15 protein-coding genes are annotated in these 17,699 nt (G+C 37.8%); 1 reads left to right on the top strand and 14 read right to left on the bottom strand.

Annotated elements, in window-relative coordinates; all coding sequences use genetic code 11:
- Positions 1-107: 107 nt before the first annotated feature.
- The 13 genes from AC1M36_RS04190 to fdhF (AC1M36_RS04130) form a co-directional block, all read right to left on the bottom strand.
- Complete coding sequence (locus tag AC1M36_RS04190; RefSeq protein WP_336450523.1) at positions 108-587, bottom strand: helical membrane plugin domain-containing protein; 480 nt, start codon at positions 585-587, stop codon at positions 108-110.
- Positions 587-3,541: a formate dehydrogenase subunit alpha gene (gene fdhF, locus AC1M36_RS04185; protein WP_336450524.1), complete on the bottom strand. Its 2,955-nt coding sequence runs from the start codon at positions 3,539-3,541 to the stop codon at positions 587-589. Before fdhF (AC1M36_RS04185) ends, AC1M36_RS04190 begins: the two co-directional genes overlap by 1 nt.
- Before the next feature lie 283 nt (positions 3,542-3,824).
- Positions 3,825-4,061, bottom strand: coding sequence for a molybdopterin converting factor subunit 1 (gene moaD / locus AC1M36_RS04180; protein ID WP_336450525.1), 237 nt, complete (start codon positions 4,059-4,061; stop codon positions 3,825-3,827).
- Between the two features lie 3 nt (positions 4,062-4,064).
- The gene (locus AC1M36_RS04175; RefSeq protein WP_336450526.1) at positions 4,065-4,529 is read right to left on the bottom strand and encodes a molybdenum cofactor biosynthesis protein MoaE; all 465 of its coding nucleotides are present in this window, start codon (positions 4,527-4,529) and stop codon (positions 4,065-4,067) included.
- Positions 4,530-4,580: 51 nt separating this feature from the next.
- Positions 4,581-5,870, bottom strand: coding sequence for a molybdopterin molybdotransferase MoeA (locus tag AC1M36_RS04170; protein ID WP_336450634.1), 1,290 nt, complete (start codon positions 5,868-5,870; stop codon positions 4,581-4,583).
- Positions 5,871-5,890: 20 nt separating this feature from the next.
- Positions 5,891-6,907, bottom strand: a complete 1,017-nt coding sequence (locus AC1M36_RS04165) for a MoeB/ThiF family adenylyltransferase (RefSeq protein WP_336450527.1) — start codon at positions 6,905-6,907, stop codon at positions 5,891-5,893.
- Positions 6,908-7,102: 195 nt separating this feature from the next.
- Positions 7,103-8,119 (bottom strand): GTP 3',8-cyclase MoaA, encoded by a 1,017-nt coding sequence (gene moaA, locus AC1M36_RS04160; RefSeq protein WP_336450528.1) that lies wholly within the window; start codon positions 8,117-8,119, stop codon positions 7,103-7,105.
- Between the two features lie 49 nt (positions 8,120-8,168).
- Complete coding sequence (gene fdhD, locus AC1M36_RS04155) at positions 8,169-8,972, bottom strand: formate dehydrogenase accessory sulfurtransferase FdhD (protein WP_336450529.1); 804 nt, start codon at positions 8,970-8,972, stop codon at positions 8,169-8,171.
- Between the two features lie 93 nt (positions 8,973-9,065).
- Complete coding sequence (locus AC1M36_RS04150) at positions 9,066-10,115, bottom strand: P-loop NTPase (protein ID WP_336450530.1); 1,050 nt, start codon at positions 10,113-10,115, stop codon at positions 9,066-9,068.
- 780 nt (positions 10,116-10,895) lie between these two features.
- The gene (locus AC1M36_RS04145) at positions 10,896-11,039 is read right to left on the bottom strand and encodes a hypothetical protein (RefSeq protein WP_336450531.1); all 144 of its coding nucleotides are present in this window, start codon (positions 11,037-11,039) and stop codon (positions 10,896-10,898) included.
- A 48-nt stretch (positions 11,040-11,087) separates the two neighbouring features.
- Positions 11,088-11,297, bottom strand: a complete 210-nt coding sequence (locus AC1M36_RS04140; protein ID WP_336450532.1) for a heavy-metal-associated domain-containing protein — start codon at positions 11,295-11,297, stop codon at positions 11,088-11,090.
- A gap of 17 nt (positions 11,298-11,314) precedes the next feature.
- Positions 11,315-11,812 (bottom strand): helical membrane plugin domain-containing protein, encoded by a 498-nt coding sequence (locus AC1M36_RS04135; protein WP_336450533.1) that lies wholly within the window; start codon positions 11,810-11,812, stop codon positions 11,315-11,317.
- Complete coding sequence (fdhF, locus tag AC1M36_RS04130) at positions 11,787-14,768, bottom strand: formate dehydrogenase subunit alpha (RefSeq protein WP_336450534.1); 2,982 nt, start codon at positions 14,766-14,768, stop codon at positions 11,787-11,789. Before fdhF (AC1M36_RS04130) ends, AC1M36_RS04135 begins: the two co-directional genes overlap by 26 nt.
- 557 nt (positions 14,769-15,325) lie before the next feature.
- Between fdhF (AC1M36_RS04130) and AC1M36_RS04125 the strand changes: the two genes are divergently transcribed.
- Complete coding sequence (locus AC1M36_RS04125) at positions 15,326-15,544, top strand: PCI domain-containing protein (protein ID WP_336450535.1); 219 nt, start codon at positions 15,326-15,328, stop codon at positions 15,542-15,544.
- Positions 15,545-15,836: 292 nt separating this feature from the next.
- Here AC1M36_RS04125 and AC1M36_RS04120 read toward each other — a convergent pair whose 3' ends face one another.
- The gene (locus AC1M36_RS04120) at positions 15,837-17,654 is read right to left on the bottom strand and encodes an acyltransferase family protein (RefSeq protein WP_336450536.1); all 1,818 of its coding nucleotides are present in this window, start codon (positions 17,652-17,654) and stop codon (positions 15,837-15,839) included.
- Positions 17,655-17,699 lie beyond the last annotated feature (45 nt).

Here is a 17,699-nt window from a genome sequence, read left to right as displayed (position 1 = left end):
TGAAGAAAAATTCTTGAATCACAATCTAAGAGCCGTATAGAGCCAATTATGAACTTTCTATCCTGGCTACTAAATTGTTGTTTCTAATTATGAGTCCCCTACTGAGGCTAATCCTTTAGTCCTTCACCTAAGCCTTTTAATAAATCAATAGAAAATTTCAGAACACGATTCACATCAGGATCTCTCATTAATTTTACTAAATCAAAAACACTAACTTTTTTATTCTTCTGTAACCCTTCCTCTGCTTTTTGAAGACCTTTTGATAGGCCTCCCACCAATTTTTTTGTTGTTTCAGGGTTCATTTCTGTTAATAGTCCACCTGCAGCCATCGCATTATTAATAGCATTTGTTACAGGGGGACGTAACATTTGTCCTACTGCTATTTTGGCTACTTGTTCTTTTGCTTCAACGAGATTGTTAATTGCCCCAAGAATTCCACTTTCGTGGAGTTCTTGGAGAAGTTGCATAGTCTCTTTAATCCCATCAGCATTTTGGGATAAGTCTTGTAAAACCTCTTTCAGTGATTGATCTTGTTTTTCCTTTTCGGTAAGGATTGGCTCATCTATCTTCGTAATTGGCTTTGCCATTATTTTTTACCTCCTGATATATTCAAATCCGCAATTGCTTCGTAATCTTTGCGTGCCCATTTGCGTTCCACTTGGACACCTAGCTGAGGATTACGTTTTGCGTAACGAGGATTATACATCGGAAGCGGTCTGCGTCCTTTCGCTGGTACTACCTCCATTTTTACTTTGCTCTGTTTATAGGCTGGAGTCTGTGTCCGAACGTCTCCAACACTTCCAGTTAAAAGATTAATCGCATTTTCATGACTTACTGAGTGCATAGGAACATACAATTCTTTACCCTGAACTCGATCGGTTACAACTGCACGAAGCTTAATCGCACCATATGGAGAAATAAGGCGTACTAATGATCCATCTTCCACCTTCCGTTCCCTAGCAAGTTCAGGTGAGACTTCCACAAACACTTCAGGTAATTTATATTGAAGACCTTTTGATTTATTTGTCATATTTCCAACGTGGAAATGTTCTAAAAGTCGTCCATTGTTCAATGTAAGATCAAAATCTTGCGCAAATTCAATAGGCGGAATATATTCTGTAAGAGAAAAACGCGCCTTTCCATCAGGGAAATTGAACCGCTCTGTATAAAGAAGTGGCTCATCTGTGCCATCTTTTTGTACCGGCCATATTAAACTATTCCATCCTTCAAGTCTCTCGTATGATACTCCCGCAAAAGTCGGACAAAGATTAGAAATTTCGTCCATGATTTCGCTTGGATGTTTATAGCCCCAATCCAATCCCATATATTTAGCAATTTGTTGAATAATCCACCAGTCTGGTTTTGATTCCTCTAGTGGCTCAAGTGCCTGATATAGACGTTGAATACGTCGTTCTGTATTGGTGAATGTTCCATCTTTTTCAAGAGATGGAGCTGCCGGTAACACAACATCCGCAAACTGCGCTGTTTTTGTTAAGAACACATCCTGTACAACAAAGAACTCTAACTTACTAAGCGTTTCATGCACATGATTGGCGTTTGAATCTACCCATGCCATGTCTTCCCCCATAAGATACATCGCTTTTAGTTTTCCTTCTTCTGATGCCTTTAACATATCAATGTTCGTAAGTCCTGGTTTTTCAGAAATTTTTACGCCATAAGCTTTTTCAAACTTAGCGCGTGCTGCGCTGTCTGTTAAACGCTGATTTCCTGCGAGCCACTGTGGCAGAGACCCCATATCACATGAACCTTGCACATTGTTATGACCACGAAGTGGAAATGCTCCTGCTCCAGTACGACCGAAATTACCTGTTACGAGTAGAAGATTAGCAATCGCACCTGACGTATGAGAACCTGCGACATTTTGAGTCACACCCATTCCCCATAAAATACATGTTCCATCTGCTTCATGAATCATTTTAGCTGTCTTCATTAGTTGTTCTTTTGGAAGACCTGTCACTTCGACTGCGTAGTCGAGTGTATATTTTTTAAGAAGCTTTATATACTCTTTGTAATTATTTACACGAGCTTTAATAAATGCTTCATCGTGCCAACCTTGATCAATTATATATTTCGCAATAGCAGTTAACCAAACGAAATCCGTTCCTTGTTTCGGATGTAAAAATAAATCAGAACGCTCTGCCAGTTCATGCTTACGAAGATCTGACACAATCAATTTTTGTCCACGTAGTTTCTTCGCACGCTTCACCCGTGTCGCTAAAACAGGATGCCCTTCAGTTGGGTTCGCACCAACCGTGATAACAAGACCTGCCTTTTCAATATCTCGAATGGTACCTGAATCTCCTCCATACCCAACAGTGGCCAGTAATCCATCTGTTGCAGGAGATTGACAGTAGCGAGAACAGTTATCCACGTTATTTGTACCAAACACTTGACGAGCTAATTTTTGCATCAGGTATGATTCTTCGTTTGTTGTCTTCGATGAACTTACAAAGCCAATCGCATCTCCTCCAAACGTTTCTTTAATGGAACCCATTTTTTCCGCGATTAATGTAAGTGCTTCCTCCCAAGTAGCAGGAACAAATGCTTCTCCTTTTCGAATTAAAGGAGTCGTAAGACGTTGTTCACTATTCACAAAGCCCCATCCGAATTTCCCTTTCACACATGTTGAAACACTGTTTACAGGACTATTTTCAGTTGGTTCAACTTTTAAAATCTTGCGTCCTTTTGTCCATACTTCAAACGAACATCCTACACCGCAAAATGTACAAACTGTTTTTGTCTTTTTCGTACGTTTATCACGAGCAGCTGCTTCCACTTCTGATAATGCAAAAATTGTTTTATAATCCGGTTCGACTTCTTTAATAAGGTCAACCATAGGGTTTAGTAAGTCCTTTGGAATCGCGGTCATAAGCCCCGCTTCACCTAACATTGATTTTTCCATTAATGCATTACATGGACAAACTGTGGCACACTGTCCGCAAGATACACAAGACGATTCGTTGATAGACTTACCATCATCCCACACGACACGTGGAATTTCACGCTCCCAATCAATCGATAAGGTCTCATTTACTTGTAAATCTTGACATACTTCTACGCAACGTCCACAAAGGATACATTGATCTGGATCATATCTGTAAAAAGGATGCGACATATCCACCTCGTATCCTTTTTCCCTAAATGGACGAGTTTGATGTTCAATTTCTAACAGTTCTGCTGTGTTATGAACACGACAATTTCCATTGTTATTATCACAAACGGTACAATATAGTAAGTGATTCTCTAAAATGCGATCCATTGCTTCTGTTTGTGCATTTTTGGCTCTTTCTGAGGAAGTTAAAATATTCATGCCTTCTTCAAATTCTGTCGAACACGCTCTCAGAATTTTGCCATCGATTTCACACATACATGTATCACAAGTTTGAACGGGACCTAAAACTTCTGAATAACAGATGTGTGGATGTTCCACTCCTTGTTCTAAAAGATAATCAAGAATTCGAGTCCCTTCTTTTACTTCATGTTGCTGCCCATTAATTCTTACTCGTACTGTTCCTCCCATTGTTCATTCTCCTTTTTAAAGAAATCAAAAAAGCCCGCCATAAAATAGAGTGTATAATTGAAATACACGTTCTATTTTATGGCGGGCTAATAACTAAGCAGTTTGATCCTACTAGCAATCCTTCTCACCACGTATAATGAAAAGAAACAGGATGTTAAAGCAATTTGTCGTTACCCAACATCAATGATTTTTTTCATATTTGCGTTTATATTTTCATTATAATACTTTAAACATTTAACCTCAACAACAAATTCTTCTAATAGCTAATAAAGAAGTCCCCGTCTTATCCCCCGCTTACCGGAGGGATAAATGCAATGATATCTTCATTTTTTATCGTTTCATCATCTGCTACAAAGCTTTCGTTGATAGCTGTCATAACTTGATTAAAAGATGAAAGAGAATACTTATTTTGAAGATATTGTTTTAGTTGATGAATCGTCATATTCTCCGCTTCGACTACCTTTAATTCATCTAAGCCAATTTCTTCACGCATTCCTGCAAAAAATAAAACCGTAATCACTTCTTATTCCTCCTTGCCTGGTTGTCCTTCTGGATATTTAGTGGTCTCTAATTGATCTCCAATCCACATCGTTCCGTCTTCCCAAAATTCTTTTTTCCAAATAGGCACAATTTGTTTAATTCGTTCAATGGCATATTCATTTGCTTGGTACGCCGCTTTACGATGCGGGGAGGAAACCGCGATAACGACAGCAATATCTGTTATTTCTAATTTACCTATTCTATGCGTTATAGCGACCTGTGTATCCGGCCATTTCCCCTTAATTTCTTTCCCGATTTGGCTCAGCATTTTTACTGCCATTGATTCGTATGCTTGATACTCAAGAGATAATGTTCTCTTCCCTTTTGTAATTTCCCTCACAGTTCCAACAAAAATTGTAATTGCACCAGCTTCTCTTCTTGAAACTTGATTTGTTACTTCTTCTACAGATATCGTGTCATGTACAATTTTAAATAACTCTTGTTTCACCTGTTTTCACCACTTCTTCCATTCATGTTGTTTTGCCACTATTTTGAAACCCTATGATCTATAGGATGGAACAATGTTTTCCCAAGGCCATTCACTTCCTTGTACATCTTCTAATAGCAACACATCAACAACCATTCCCTTTTTATACCCTCTTGAGCCTCCTGGTAGAACAATAAATGCATCTGCTCTAGCTAAAGAGGAAACAGCGCCAGATTTATTAAAACCTGAAGGAGAAACGATTAACTGGCCCTTATTATAGGAAAGAGTTCCTCTTACAAATCGAGTAAATGGATTAGGTTTTACAAAATCCTCTCCTAAATATGCGCTTTCTCTTTTCAGATGTGGTTTGTCATTGAATAAGTACGTACGAATAACAGGACGAACAAATAATTCACATCCTACGTAACAAGCAGACGGATTTCCAGATAAACCAAATAATAGTTTCCCGTTCAATTGAGCTACTGTTGTTACACTGCCCGGCCTCATCGCTACTTTGTTAAAAAGAACCGATGCTCCTAACTTTTCATAGATAGCTGGTAAATAGTCATAGTCTCCTACTGACACGCCGCCTGTTGTAATGAGTATATCTACTTCGGATAAAGAGTTTTTGACAGCAGCAAAACAGCTATCAAATTCATCACTTAATTTTCCGAGATATTTAACATTTCCTCCAGCTCTTTCAATTTGGGCCAGAATCATGTACGAATTGCTATTTCGAATTTTTCCTAGCGCTAGTGGTTCACTTACGTCAAGAAGTTCACTTCCAGTCGCTAAGACTCCCACAACAGGCTTTTTAGCAACAGGTACCTGATTGTATCCGAATGTTGCTAATAGCGCTGAAATACCCGGATTGATATAAGTCCCTTTTTTCACTAAAACTGTTCCTTTTTTTGCATCTTCACCTGCAAAGGAGATGTTATCACCTTTATTAAGAGACCGCTTCATCTCAATAAACTTTCGATTACCCTTTGTATATTCTTTCACTAATTCAAGCATGACAACCGCATCACATCCTCTTGGAATTGGAGCACCCGTCATAATACGAACCGCTTCAAATGCCCCAACTTGTCCATGAAAAACTGTACCTGCACCGATTTCTCCTACCACTTTTAATGCTATTGGCTGATCAGAACAAGCTTTTTCGGTATCTTCTGCTCTTACAGCAAACCCATCATATGGAGAACGATCAAACCAAGGAACATTGTGATCAGCTATTAAGTCTTCCGCTAAGAAACGACCATAGGCGAATTCAAGCGGTATCATTTCCTTCATGCCATTTTTGGCATATTCCATTACTTTATGAACACATTCGCCTACAGCAATAGGGATTCGTTTTGTTATCATCATTCTCACTCCTCTTATTAACCTAATAGGCGATAATAAAGATTTTTAGCAAGCTGGATGTTGTTTGTTCCATGAATAAAAACACGTCCATCCCGAAATATAACCATCCGATAGTCTTGAAGCTGACAAGATAATAAATACGGATTTTTCGTGACTGTACCGTAAGCTTTTAATGATTTCTCTACTTGATCAAAACTATATTCGATACTTTTAGTAGGTCTAATTTGAACTGTATTTCTCCCACATAATACTTCTGTCTTTGTTTGATTTTCGTACGATAAATATGGATATGTTCTAAATGTTCCACAAGATGGACAACCTTCTGTTTTTATTTTATCTACATGGATAGAGTGGTACTGGTTACTCCATACATCAAATGTCAAAAATGTATTCCTTAATGCTGCAAAATCTTCTACAAGAATTTTGAATGCTTCTGTTACTTGATAAGCAGAAACAATTTGAACAGCCGGACTAATAATTCCTGCTGTATCGCACGTTGCACCTCCAGTAGGAACTCTTTTCAAGATACAATTCAAACATGGCATTCTTCCAGGAATAACTGTATAAGTGGCTCCATAACTTCCTACGCATGAACCATAAATCCATGGAATGTTATACTTATGTGAAAGATCATTTACAATAAATCGAATATCAAAATTATCTGTACCATCGATAATAATATCAACACGATCTAGCAAACTTTCTAAATTATCAGACCCCGCATCCATCACAAGTGCTTCAATTTCAACTTCTGAATTTATTTGTTCCAAATGCTTTTTGGCAGCAATTGCTTTTGGGATCTTATCATTCGCATCTTTTTCAGTATATAGTTGTTGACGTTGCAAATTGCTCCATTCAACATAATCACGATCAATAATCGTTAATTTTCCAATACCTGCTCTTACAAAAGCTTCAGCGCCAGCACTGCCCAATGCTCCAGCCCCTACGATTAGTACATGCTTATGTTTGATTTTTTCTTGCCCTTCAAAACCTATTTGTTTGAACATCTGCTGTCGTGAATAACGCTCAGTCAACGACCTCTCTTCCTTTCTTTCAAAGATTACATACATCAACCATGTATATCATTCATGTATGTAATCTTTGATAATCTACGTGTTAATTAGATTCATACTTTTTCTCTACCAATATTTTATTTCTAATCAAATTTCCATTTTTTCATTCATTCCAACCATGGAAGCGAATCGTTCTCCTTCATAAAGGTAATCATGTTAACCACCAATATGAGACATCTCTACTTTTGATCGGTTTATGGAATGGTTACCATTTGCTCTTTCATCAGAATAGCGGTCACCACGATGATTCCAAATATCGGTAATCATGTGAGTAATCACATCATCCGACTCCCCTGAACGAAGCAAATGACGAAGATCATACCCCTTTGATGCAAATAAACATGTATATAATTTCCCTTCAGCAGAAACACGAGCCCTTGAACAGGTTGAACAAAAAGAATCCGTTACAGATGAAATAATTCCAATTTCTTGCTCACTACCTATATAACGATATCGAGTTGCTACCTCTCCTTCATAATTTGGCTCAATTTGTTCAAGTGGCATAATTGCTCCAATTTGCTTTAAAATCTCTTGTTTCGTCATTACTTCTGTCATTCTCCAGCCATTAGAGTTCCCTACATCCATATACTCAATAAAACGAAGCGTATGTTTATGCTCTTTAAAATATTTCGCCATCGCAATAATATCTTGATCGTTCTTCCCTTTTTGAACAACCATATTCACTTTTACTTTTAGTCCTGCATGAGAAGCCGATTCAATGCCTTCTAAAACCCTTGTAACTTTGCTTTTATTGCCATTTAATTGATTGAAACGTTGATCATCTAAAGAATCAAGACTAACTGTCACCCGTCTTAACCCTGCATCAAACAGCGCAGGGGCGAATTTTTTTAGAAGCGATCCATTCGTCGTTATAGCAATATCCTCTACTCCGTTAATTGATTTCAAGCGATGAATAAGTTCCGGAAGATCCTTGCGTAATAGGGGCTCTCCTCCAGTAATCCGTATTTTTTTGACACCTAAGGAAACAAATATACGGGTTAATCGTTCCATTTCATCAAAAGGCAAAATTTTATCAGAAGACAAAAAAGGATAATCCGCCCCAAATATTTCTTCCGGCATACAATAACGACAGCGGAAATTACAACGATCTGTCACAGATAAACGAAGATCTCTCAAGGGGCGTTGCAATTTATCTAATATACCATTTTCCATATTTCTCTCTCCCTTCTAAGGCAAACGACCAACTACCATTAAATTCATCTTATGTTTTACTGTATTTTTGAATTCGTTCTGGACATGTGTAAATATTGAAAGATTGGTTTCGAATAAACCCTACTGTTGTAATCCCTAAGTCTTCTGCTAACTCTAATGCCAATTCAGTAGGAGCAGATTTCGAAAGAACGATCTCACACCCAATTTTCGCTACTTTCAATAAAATTTCTGAAGATATACGCCCGCTAAACACAATGATTTTATTTCCAATCGAGATGTTATTTTTCAAACAATATCCATATATTTTATCCAAAGCATTATGTCTTCCTATATCCATCCGACTTAGCATAAAACCATTTACATCACATAAGGCAGCATTATGAACTCCTCCAGTATCTTTGAAAATAGTAGCTGAGCCTTGTAACTGATTCATGAAATGAATGCATTCATCTGGAGAGATTTTGACTCGTATTTCATTCATTTTCTTAGCCGTTAATGCATCATTAATGAAAACAAACCCTTGTCTACTCATCCCACAACATGATGTAACATAACGCTTATTCTGGAAATTTTGATAATAAGGATTCAATTTATCGATTTTCACGTGCACATATCCTTCTTTGTCCTGAATCCAAATTTCTTTTATATCTTCATATTTCCGTATAACTCCTTCAGATGCTAAGTATCCGATAACCATATCTTCAATGTACTCTGGTGTACAAACCATCGTAACAAATTCTTGTCCATTAATTTTTACTGTCACAGGAAATTCTGTAACAACTATATCTTCAGCTTCTTTCATGGAGCCATCCGCGAATTTAAGAATCCCTCTTTTTCCTACTACCGGTTTCATATGGCGCCTCATCCTTTAAATTATGTTTTTCATGAAAAGTTCTATATTTTTCTCTGTTAAAATGAATGAACAAGCTTTGTTCTCATTCTATTTTTATTCTCTATAAATAAGGTCTTCAGCTAAAGATGTAAACATCTCCCCAGCAAGCGAATCTTCATCATATATATTTGAATCTTTGTTTTCCTCACGTTTGGCAAAAGGAATTCTTGCAATCACTTCGGATTGTAACTGTTCGGCTAGCATATCACCGCCACCTTTTCCAAAAAGATAGTTTCTTGAGCCGTCTTGCTCTTCATAATATGCCATATTTTCGACGATCCCTAAAATTTCGTGTTTCGTATATTTCGCCATCGCACCCGCTCTTGAAGCAACAAAAGAGGCAACGTTATGAGGAGTTGTGATGATAATTTCCTTCGCTTGAGGAATCATCGCGGCTACATCAATCGCTACGTCTCCTGTGCCAGGTGGTAAATCAAGAAGAAGATAATCTAGTTCTCCCCAATGCGTGTTTGCAAGAAAGTTTTGAATCCATTTATTGAGCATCGGTCCTCGCCACATCACCGGATTGTTATTATCTGTAAAAAATCCCATTGACATGATTTTAACGCCATGGCTGGTAATTGGGATTACTGTCTGATCAATCATAGTTGGCTTTTGTATCACTCCCATCATCGCAGGAATACTAAATCCGTATATGTCTGCGTCTAAAATCCCAACCTTTTTCCCTAAACGTGTCAAAGCAATAGCTAGATTAACAGTAACCGTGGATTTTCCCACGCCACCTTTTCCACTTGTCACAGTAATAAATTGTACACCTGAATCAGGTCGCAACATGCTAGGCATCCCTGTCTTTGTTGTAGAGCTTTTCTTCAACATTTGTGTCAATGCAGCACGCTCTTCTGCTGTCATAGAACCGAAAGTTAGCGCAACACTAGAAGCACCAATGTTGTGAAGCGAGCTTTCAACATCTTCTTTAATTTTTGCTTTTAATGGACAACCTTGAATTGTCAAAACAACTTCCAATTGAACATGAGTGCCATCAACCTGAATATTTCGTACCATGTTTAAATCCACAATACTTTTATGAAGCTCGGGATCTTGAACATGTTTTAGAGCGTTCATAATTTTTTCATGGGTCAACATACCTATCAGTCCTTTTTTAGTTAATGATTTTATCTTCATTATGGTCAATGAATTACTACAGAAAACAGATCAAATAGATTTGTTAAATTTTCTCTATACATATATGGGTACTGTTGATATTGAATTATTATCAGCAAGTATCATGAAATAACGGATATATGTTGCGTATTGCAAGTAGTAGAGACTTTAAAAATCTGTTCTATTTAGTGGTGCTCATTTTACTCGAACTATTCTCAGCATGATAACGCTCCTTTTTACAAACCAAAAAAGCTCACCATAAAATAAAATGTGTACGTACGGATACACAGTCTATTTTATGGTGAGCTAATTACTAAGCAGTTTTATCTGCTAGCGATTCCTCTTATCACATATAGTAAACATAAAAAAACAGGACATTAAGGCAATTTGCCATTACCTAATATCAATGATTTCTTATGCACTCATTATAATACTTTAAATGATTAACCTCAATAGGAAATTATAGTCACTTAGATGTGATTGAATATCTTTTCTGTAGCTATGACACATCGTATAACTTGGTAAATGAAATTTTATCAGCGATTCTCTGAATATATCAACCTTTTCTCACAATATATCAGCGCAATTTCAAATATATCGGCGATTCGACAAAGGATATCGACCATTCGGCAAATAGTGACACAAAAATAGATGTTTACGAGAAAGCTTTACTTACCTAAAGACATAACCTACAGATGAGAAACAATGTTTGAAAAGGTAGCATAGAAGGTTTTATCCCTTTTATGTTACCTTTTCAGTTATTTACAGCAATTCCTCATTCTCCAAAGACGGGAACTTGCGATCCGTTCTACAGTTTTCACATACATGAAGCATTCTTGTTCCAGTCGGTTCATTACCCTCTCGTTCCCTTTTCTCTTCAGAACCACAAACTTCACATACTCTCATCCTATTGCCCCCTCCTCAACTTATTCCTTATTTCTTCTACAAAAAAGCCTAATCCTGAATGTGAAATCCTGTATCTTTAACAGCCTGAAGAAAATCTGCACGTGAGGCAGCTTTCTCATCATAGCTAAACGTAGCCGTTTTGTTTACTAAACTTACTTCTGCTTCTCTTATCCCCCATACTGTATGCAGTGCCTGAAGGATTTTATTACTATCTTGCTCATTCTGTATCCCATCTATCCTAATACTTCCTTTTTCCAATTTACACATTCTCCTTTTTAATGCATCTCTCGCTTATCCCCCTGAAATACTTCTCCCATTCCCTCTAAAAACCCTAACATCGTAACGAGTGATTTCCTTACTTCTTCATTTTGAATACTGGTTCCAAGCTTCCACAAGCTTGCTTTTTCATTTTTATCAATCTTTTCTCCAAATTTCTCAAACCCTCGACTAACTCCGTTTAGAATAATTTGTAATTGATCAGGGTTCAATTGACCAAGGAATTTGAAAGTATTCATTCCATTTTTGATCGTATTATGCATGCTTGGCTGATTAATTTGCTGAATTGCAATTACTCCTACATCCGTACGTTTTTCAAGCAACCCATTCAGAGCATCTAAGATGCCCATATCGTGGAAGTGTTTTATAATTCCAATTGTTGACATGATGGCTTCTCGATTATTTGCTAAGGCGGCTATAATATCTGTAATCGCTTGTGATTGTTCCTGCTCAGGAGTGGGAATCTCTTTTTTAATTTGCTTGATCGCTTTCGCCAAATTCGTCTCCTCCTATTTTGAATAACTCTGTTATTGGAGTAAAATCATCCCGTTTCCACTTTTCTTCCACTCTGACACTGATTTGCGGCATACGATTGCCAAATCGATAATTTACCTTTGGTAACGGAGATTCACCTTTTTCTTCTAAAATTTCCATTTTGACACTCATTTCTTTATAGTTCGGTGTATGGGTAACTAGATCATGATAGCTACTTGTTAGGCGGTTAACAGCTTCCTCATCTTCCCGTGTATTCATCGTCAAATACAATTCCTTTCCTGTTACACGGTTCGTGACAATTGCTCTTACTTTGACCTGACCATAAGGAGACGCTAAACGCACTAACGTACCATCTTCAATTCCTCGTTCCTCTGCAAGTTCCAGTGAAACTTCAAGCCAAGGGTGTGGAACTTTATGTGTAAGCCCTTCAGATTTGTACGTCATATTTCCTTCATGGAAATGTTCTAGCAATCGACCGTTATTTAGGTGTAAATCATATTCCTCTCCTGCTTCAAAAGGAGGCGTCCAGTCCACTGGAATGAGTCGTGCCTTGCCATCTGCAAAAGCGAACCTTTCTTTGAAAAGGATAGGCGTATCTGTACCATCTTTGGCAACCGGCCAAATCTGACTATTAAATCCTTCTAGTCTTTTATAACTCACACCAGCAAAATAGGTAGCAAGACTCGCTGCTTCATCCATAATTTCGCTCGGATGTTGATAATTCCAGTTCGCTCCAAGATGATTAGCAAGCTCTTGGAATATAAGCCAATCTGGTTTTGAGTCTCCAAGTGGTTCAAGGACTCGGTAAAACCTTTGAATTCGGCGTTCTGTATTTACAAACGTACCGTCTTTCTCCAAGCTCGGGGCCGCAGGTAAAATAACATCAGCAAATTGTGCTGTTTTACTGAAGAACACATCCTGGACAACAAAAAACTCCAGACTCTCGAGCATAGAATCTACAAAATTTATGTTGGAATCCACCAATGCCATGTCTTCACCGAATAAATACAAAGCCTTTAGCTTTCCTTCCTTAACACCATCGAGCATTTGATGATTATCCATTCCAGGCTCTTTTGGCAAAGTAACCCCCCACGCCTTTTCATAACGCTTTCTAGCCTGCTCGTCTTGAATAGGCTCATATCCAGGAAGCCATGCAGGCATTGTCCCGAAATCACAAGCTCCTTGAACATTATTATGTCCTCTAAGAGGGAAAGCACCTGCTCCTGCTCGGCCATAATTCCCTGTGATTAAAAGAAGATTTGAGATTGCTGTACTAGTATCCGTTGCTCCTTTATGCTGCGTAACGCCCATAACCCATAGTATACAAGCTGACTTGGATTCATGGATCATTATTGCTACCTTAATGAGTTCGTCCTTTGTTAATCCTGTTGTTTTTGCGGCATAATCTAGTGTGTATTTATTTAAAGATTGAATATACTCATCAAGACCATTTACCCGTTTTTTTAAGAATTCTTTGTCTTCCCATCCCTGATCTAAAATGTATTTTGTTACAGCTGACAACCATATCAGATCCGAACTAGGCTTAGGATGAATAAATAGATCAGAGCGTTCTGCTAATTCGTTCTCCCGCAAATCTGCAACGATGAGTTTCTGTCCATGAAGCTTATGAGCTCGTTTAATACGAGTTGCAAGAACAGGATGGGATTCAGCTGGATTTGCACCAATTACAATGACCAGCCCTGATTTTTCAATGTCTTTTATTGTTCCAGCATCTCCTCCGATTCCGACTGTACGTAAAAGTCCTGCTGTTGCAGGAGATTGACAATATCTAGAACAATTATCTACGTTGTTTGTTCCCATAATAGCGCGAGCAAACTTTTGGAATAGGAAATTCTCCTCATTTGAACATTTGGACGAAGCAATGTAACCAATGGCATCAGGCCCCTGTTGTTCCTTAATATCTGTTAGTTTTGAAGCAATTAATTTCAGTGCCTCGTCCCAAGTTGCTTCCACGAATTCATTTCCTTTACGAATTAAAGGCTTTGTTAAACGCTCTTCACTATTAACATAATCCCAACCCCATTTCCCTTTTACACATGTAGAAATCCCATTAACTGGAGCATGCTCTTGGGGCTCAATTTTTAAAATATGACGGTCTTTTGTCCATACTTCAAAGCTGCATCCAACCCCGCAATAGGTGCAGACCGTTTTCGTACGTTTGACCCTGGCCTTTCTCATAGCTGCTTCCATTTCGGAAATTGCAAAAATCTCTTTGTATCCTGGTTCTACTTCCTTTGTCAAATCAATCATTGGTTCTAACACGTTCGGAGGGATAGACGTTAAATAACCTGCTTCACCTAGCATGGATTTCTCCATCAATGCATTACACGGACAAACCGTTACACAATGTCCGCATGACACACAAGACGATTCATCAATAGATACATCATTGTCCCAAATTACGCGAGGTTTTTCACGGTCCCAATCAATCGTTAATGTTTCGTTTACTTGTAAGTCTTGACAGGCTTCTACACATCTTCCACATAAAATACATTGATCTGGCTCATATCGATAAAAAGGGTGTGACATGTCTGGTGGGTATGGCTTTGCTTCAAATTTATATTTTTGGTGCTCAATTTCCAGATATTCGGCTGTATTATGAACGACACAATTCCCATTATTATTATCACAGACTGTGCAATACAGTTCGTGATTTTTTAAGATCCGTGACATTGCTTCATATTGTGCATCTTTCATAGTTTGAGAGAGAGTATCGACATTCATCCCAGGCTCTGCCTTTGTGGCACAGGCACGAACCAGTTTACCTCCTGCGTTCACAAAGCATGTATCGCAAGTTTGGATGGTTCCAAGATTCGGATGAAAACAAATACTTGGGATATACGATGCATTTGCCTGAGCGATTTCCAAAATTGTTTGCCCAGGGTAAGCTACGAATTCCTTCCCGTTAATTTGAATCGAAAATGAAGATTCTTTCATGCTTTAACCTCCTTATTTGGACTTTATCTTTAGGATGTGCTCTCGCCTGACATAACCTCAAAATTCAGAGAGAAACGCGAGAGAGAGTTTGAGCCGATAAAAGCCCGATTGGTGAGGAATAACCATCATTAGGGGATAAAGAATTCTTCACTGATGGAAGTTTCATTTTTATGTAGTCTCTATAGGATTTCCAATAGGCTACACCTTCAAACATCCTTCCTCCACTAAGGTTTCAGGGATAAAATTCGAACGAGAATCCATCCAACTAAGATGTCCTGAAAAAATAGCGGCTCCAAAACTTCCCCATTCTTTAGGTAAACCTGTCACTACTCGGATGACTAAAAGTTAGCCAATGGAAATATACATGCCTCTCATGCCATTCCCTCCTAAACTAACTTTATATTTACCCTCTTTTACGAATATTAGTAGTTAATGATTAAATTTCTGTATTGGAAGAGAGCATAAAACAACCTATAACGGGTTAATCTTATAAGGAATTATGTATCTCATTTCTTAATGATCTCTTGAAAAATGAATTGGGAAGAAGGTTTGAAAAAGTGGAAAAAGAAAAATTATATCAACGTGTAAGTGCTATGATTATTTCTTCATCAAAAAAACCGAAATATACGGCTCTCTCTACTGTAAAGATTGCTGATTTATTTCATGTGAAACCTGAGGATGTTGAGAAAACCTTGCAGGAATTAGTCAATGAGGGGCGGTTAAATAAATCAAAGCTAACTGATCCACCAAATTATGAAATATATTTACTACCGTAGAAATATAGAAGAAATGCTTTTATAACATTTTTTCAATCTATATATATCATAATTCACATAATTTTCAATAATATATTATCGAAAACGCTATCATATGCTATATACTAAATGTGTCAGGTTAAAGTAGAACTCCCCGTTCTTTATGTTTGAGCTGTTTTGTCTAGTTATAAGTTATACCCCCATTATTCAATATAAACCGAAAAAAGAACTTGTAGCGTATCTACAAGTTCTTTTTTATTCCAAACAATCTACTAAACGATAAAGAATATTTTTATACTATGAAACAAATCAATTATGGATTCACTGCTTTTGCTACAAGCGCAGTATATGCTTCTGCACCTGCTTTTGTTAAATGTACGCCATCTGGTTCAAAGTACGCTTTATTTCCAGCACTTGCTGAGTACCAATCGACTAGCGTCACATTTTGGTAGGCAGATGCGACTTCTTTTAATTTCTCATTCACTAATGATTCCCATGGACGCGGTACCCTCGTATTGACTAATATAATTTTACGTTCATTTCCAATCAATTGCACTAATGATACTAATTGATCCTTTGTAAAGGCTCCATTTGTACCTAATCCAATAATGACATGATTTCCTAAATCCCCTTGATTCTTTAGCTGTTCCACCGTTGGAATTGCTTTAGACAATTGTCGACCAATCTTTGCGTCAATCGTAATATTAGGAAATGTATTTTTTAAATACGGAGCGATATCAATCATAATAGAATCGCCTACAGCTGTAAATGTTTGAGGTTCCTTATTCTGCGTAGTAGCTTCTTGTTGTTCTTTATTTTGAGGCGGTTCTTCAGCTGGTTTTTCCCGAACTGCCACTGGGTGTTTCGGCTTTTCTTTTTGTTCCGTTTGTACTACTTCAGCCTTACCTTTTTGAGGATTATCCTTCGCTTGACTAGCTGTTGATAACCCAAAAACAGCTATCGTAGAAATAAATAATGCACCTACCAAAGCTAACTTGCCACCCAATGCTAAGTTTCTCATTCTCCAGTTCTTCGAGCCAATATTCTTCAATGCCCCTCGCCTGATTGGATCTTCAATAAACTTCCACGAAATTTGTGCAGCAATTATAATAAGAAGAAATTGAAGAATTGCTCGTGTAAGCGAAAACTCTCCAGCATTTACTTTCGGGGTTGTTAATGTAATAATCGGATAATGCCAAAGATAGATCCCATACGATCGTACCCCCATCCAGCGCAGTGGTCTAAAGCGTAAAAATTGAGCAATTCGGCTAGCTGGATGAGCAAGGTTCGCTACTAACAGAGCAGTAGCAAGCGATAAAAGAACCATTCCCCCGCGATATAGAAACGGATCATATTGATTCGTCTTCCAAAACATAGCGAGAATGATGATAAGAGCAATCCCTCCAACTATGTCAAGAACGAGACGTGCTTTTGGAATAATTTTATTCGCAAGCCTACTGCTTGGCCAAATTAAGGCAAGTGCCGCTCCAATCAATAAGGAAAAAGCTCTCGTATCAGTACCATAATAAATTCTACTCGGATCAGCTCCAGGTTCATACAAAATTGCCATCGCTAATGCAGACATGGCTGCCCCTAGAACGACGAATAAAATGATACGTGATTTCTTTTTTATGTAATAAAATGCAAGGCTAATGATAAATGGCCACACTACATAGAACTGTTCTTCAACAGCTAATGACCAAAAATGATTGAGCGGTGAAAGTTGATTAAAACTCTCAAAGTATGATAATTTGTGATAAATATACCACCAGTTACTGAAATACAATAAAGCTGCTAATGAATCCCCTCGCATCTTTCCTAGTAAGGAACTGTGGAAAATTGTAATCCACGCTAACACAATTACAAGCATAACGAGCATTCCAGGAAGTAATCGTCTTGCTCTGCTGAGCCAAAACCTCTTCAAGTCAATCCTCTTGTTTCTCTTCCATTCTATCGCCAGAATATCCGTGATTAAATAACCTGAAAGTACAAAGAATACAGTAACACCTAAAAATCCGCCAGGCATCCAATTAAAATTGATGTGATATAAAATTACACCTAGTATAGCTAGTCCCCTTAGACTGTCCAATCCAACCATATAGCGACCATTTTTCTTTAATGGTTTGGGCATCTAGCAATCACCCCCATGTTTCTCTAAAAATTCTGTAAATACTCA

The sequence above is a fragment of the Bacillus sp. Medicinal_06 genome (assembly GCF_056711665.1).
Note: the sequence above shows the minus strand (reverse complement) of the source record. Positions and strands in the feature narration are given on the sequence as shown.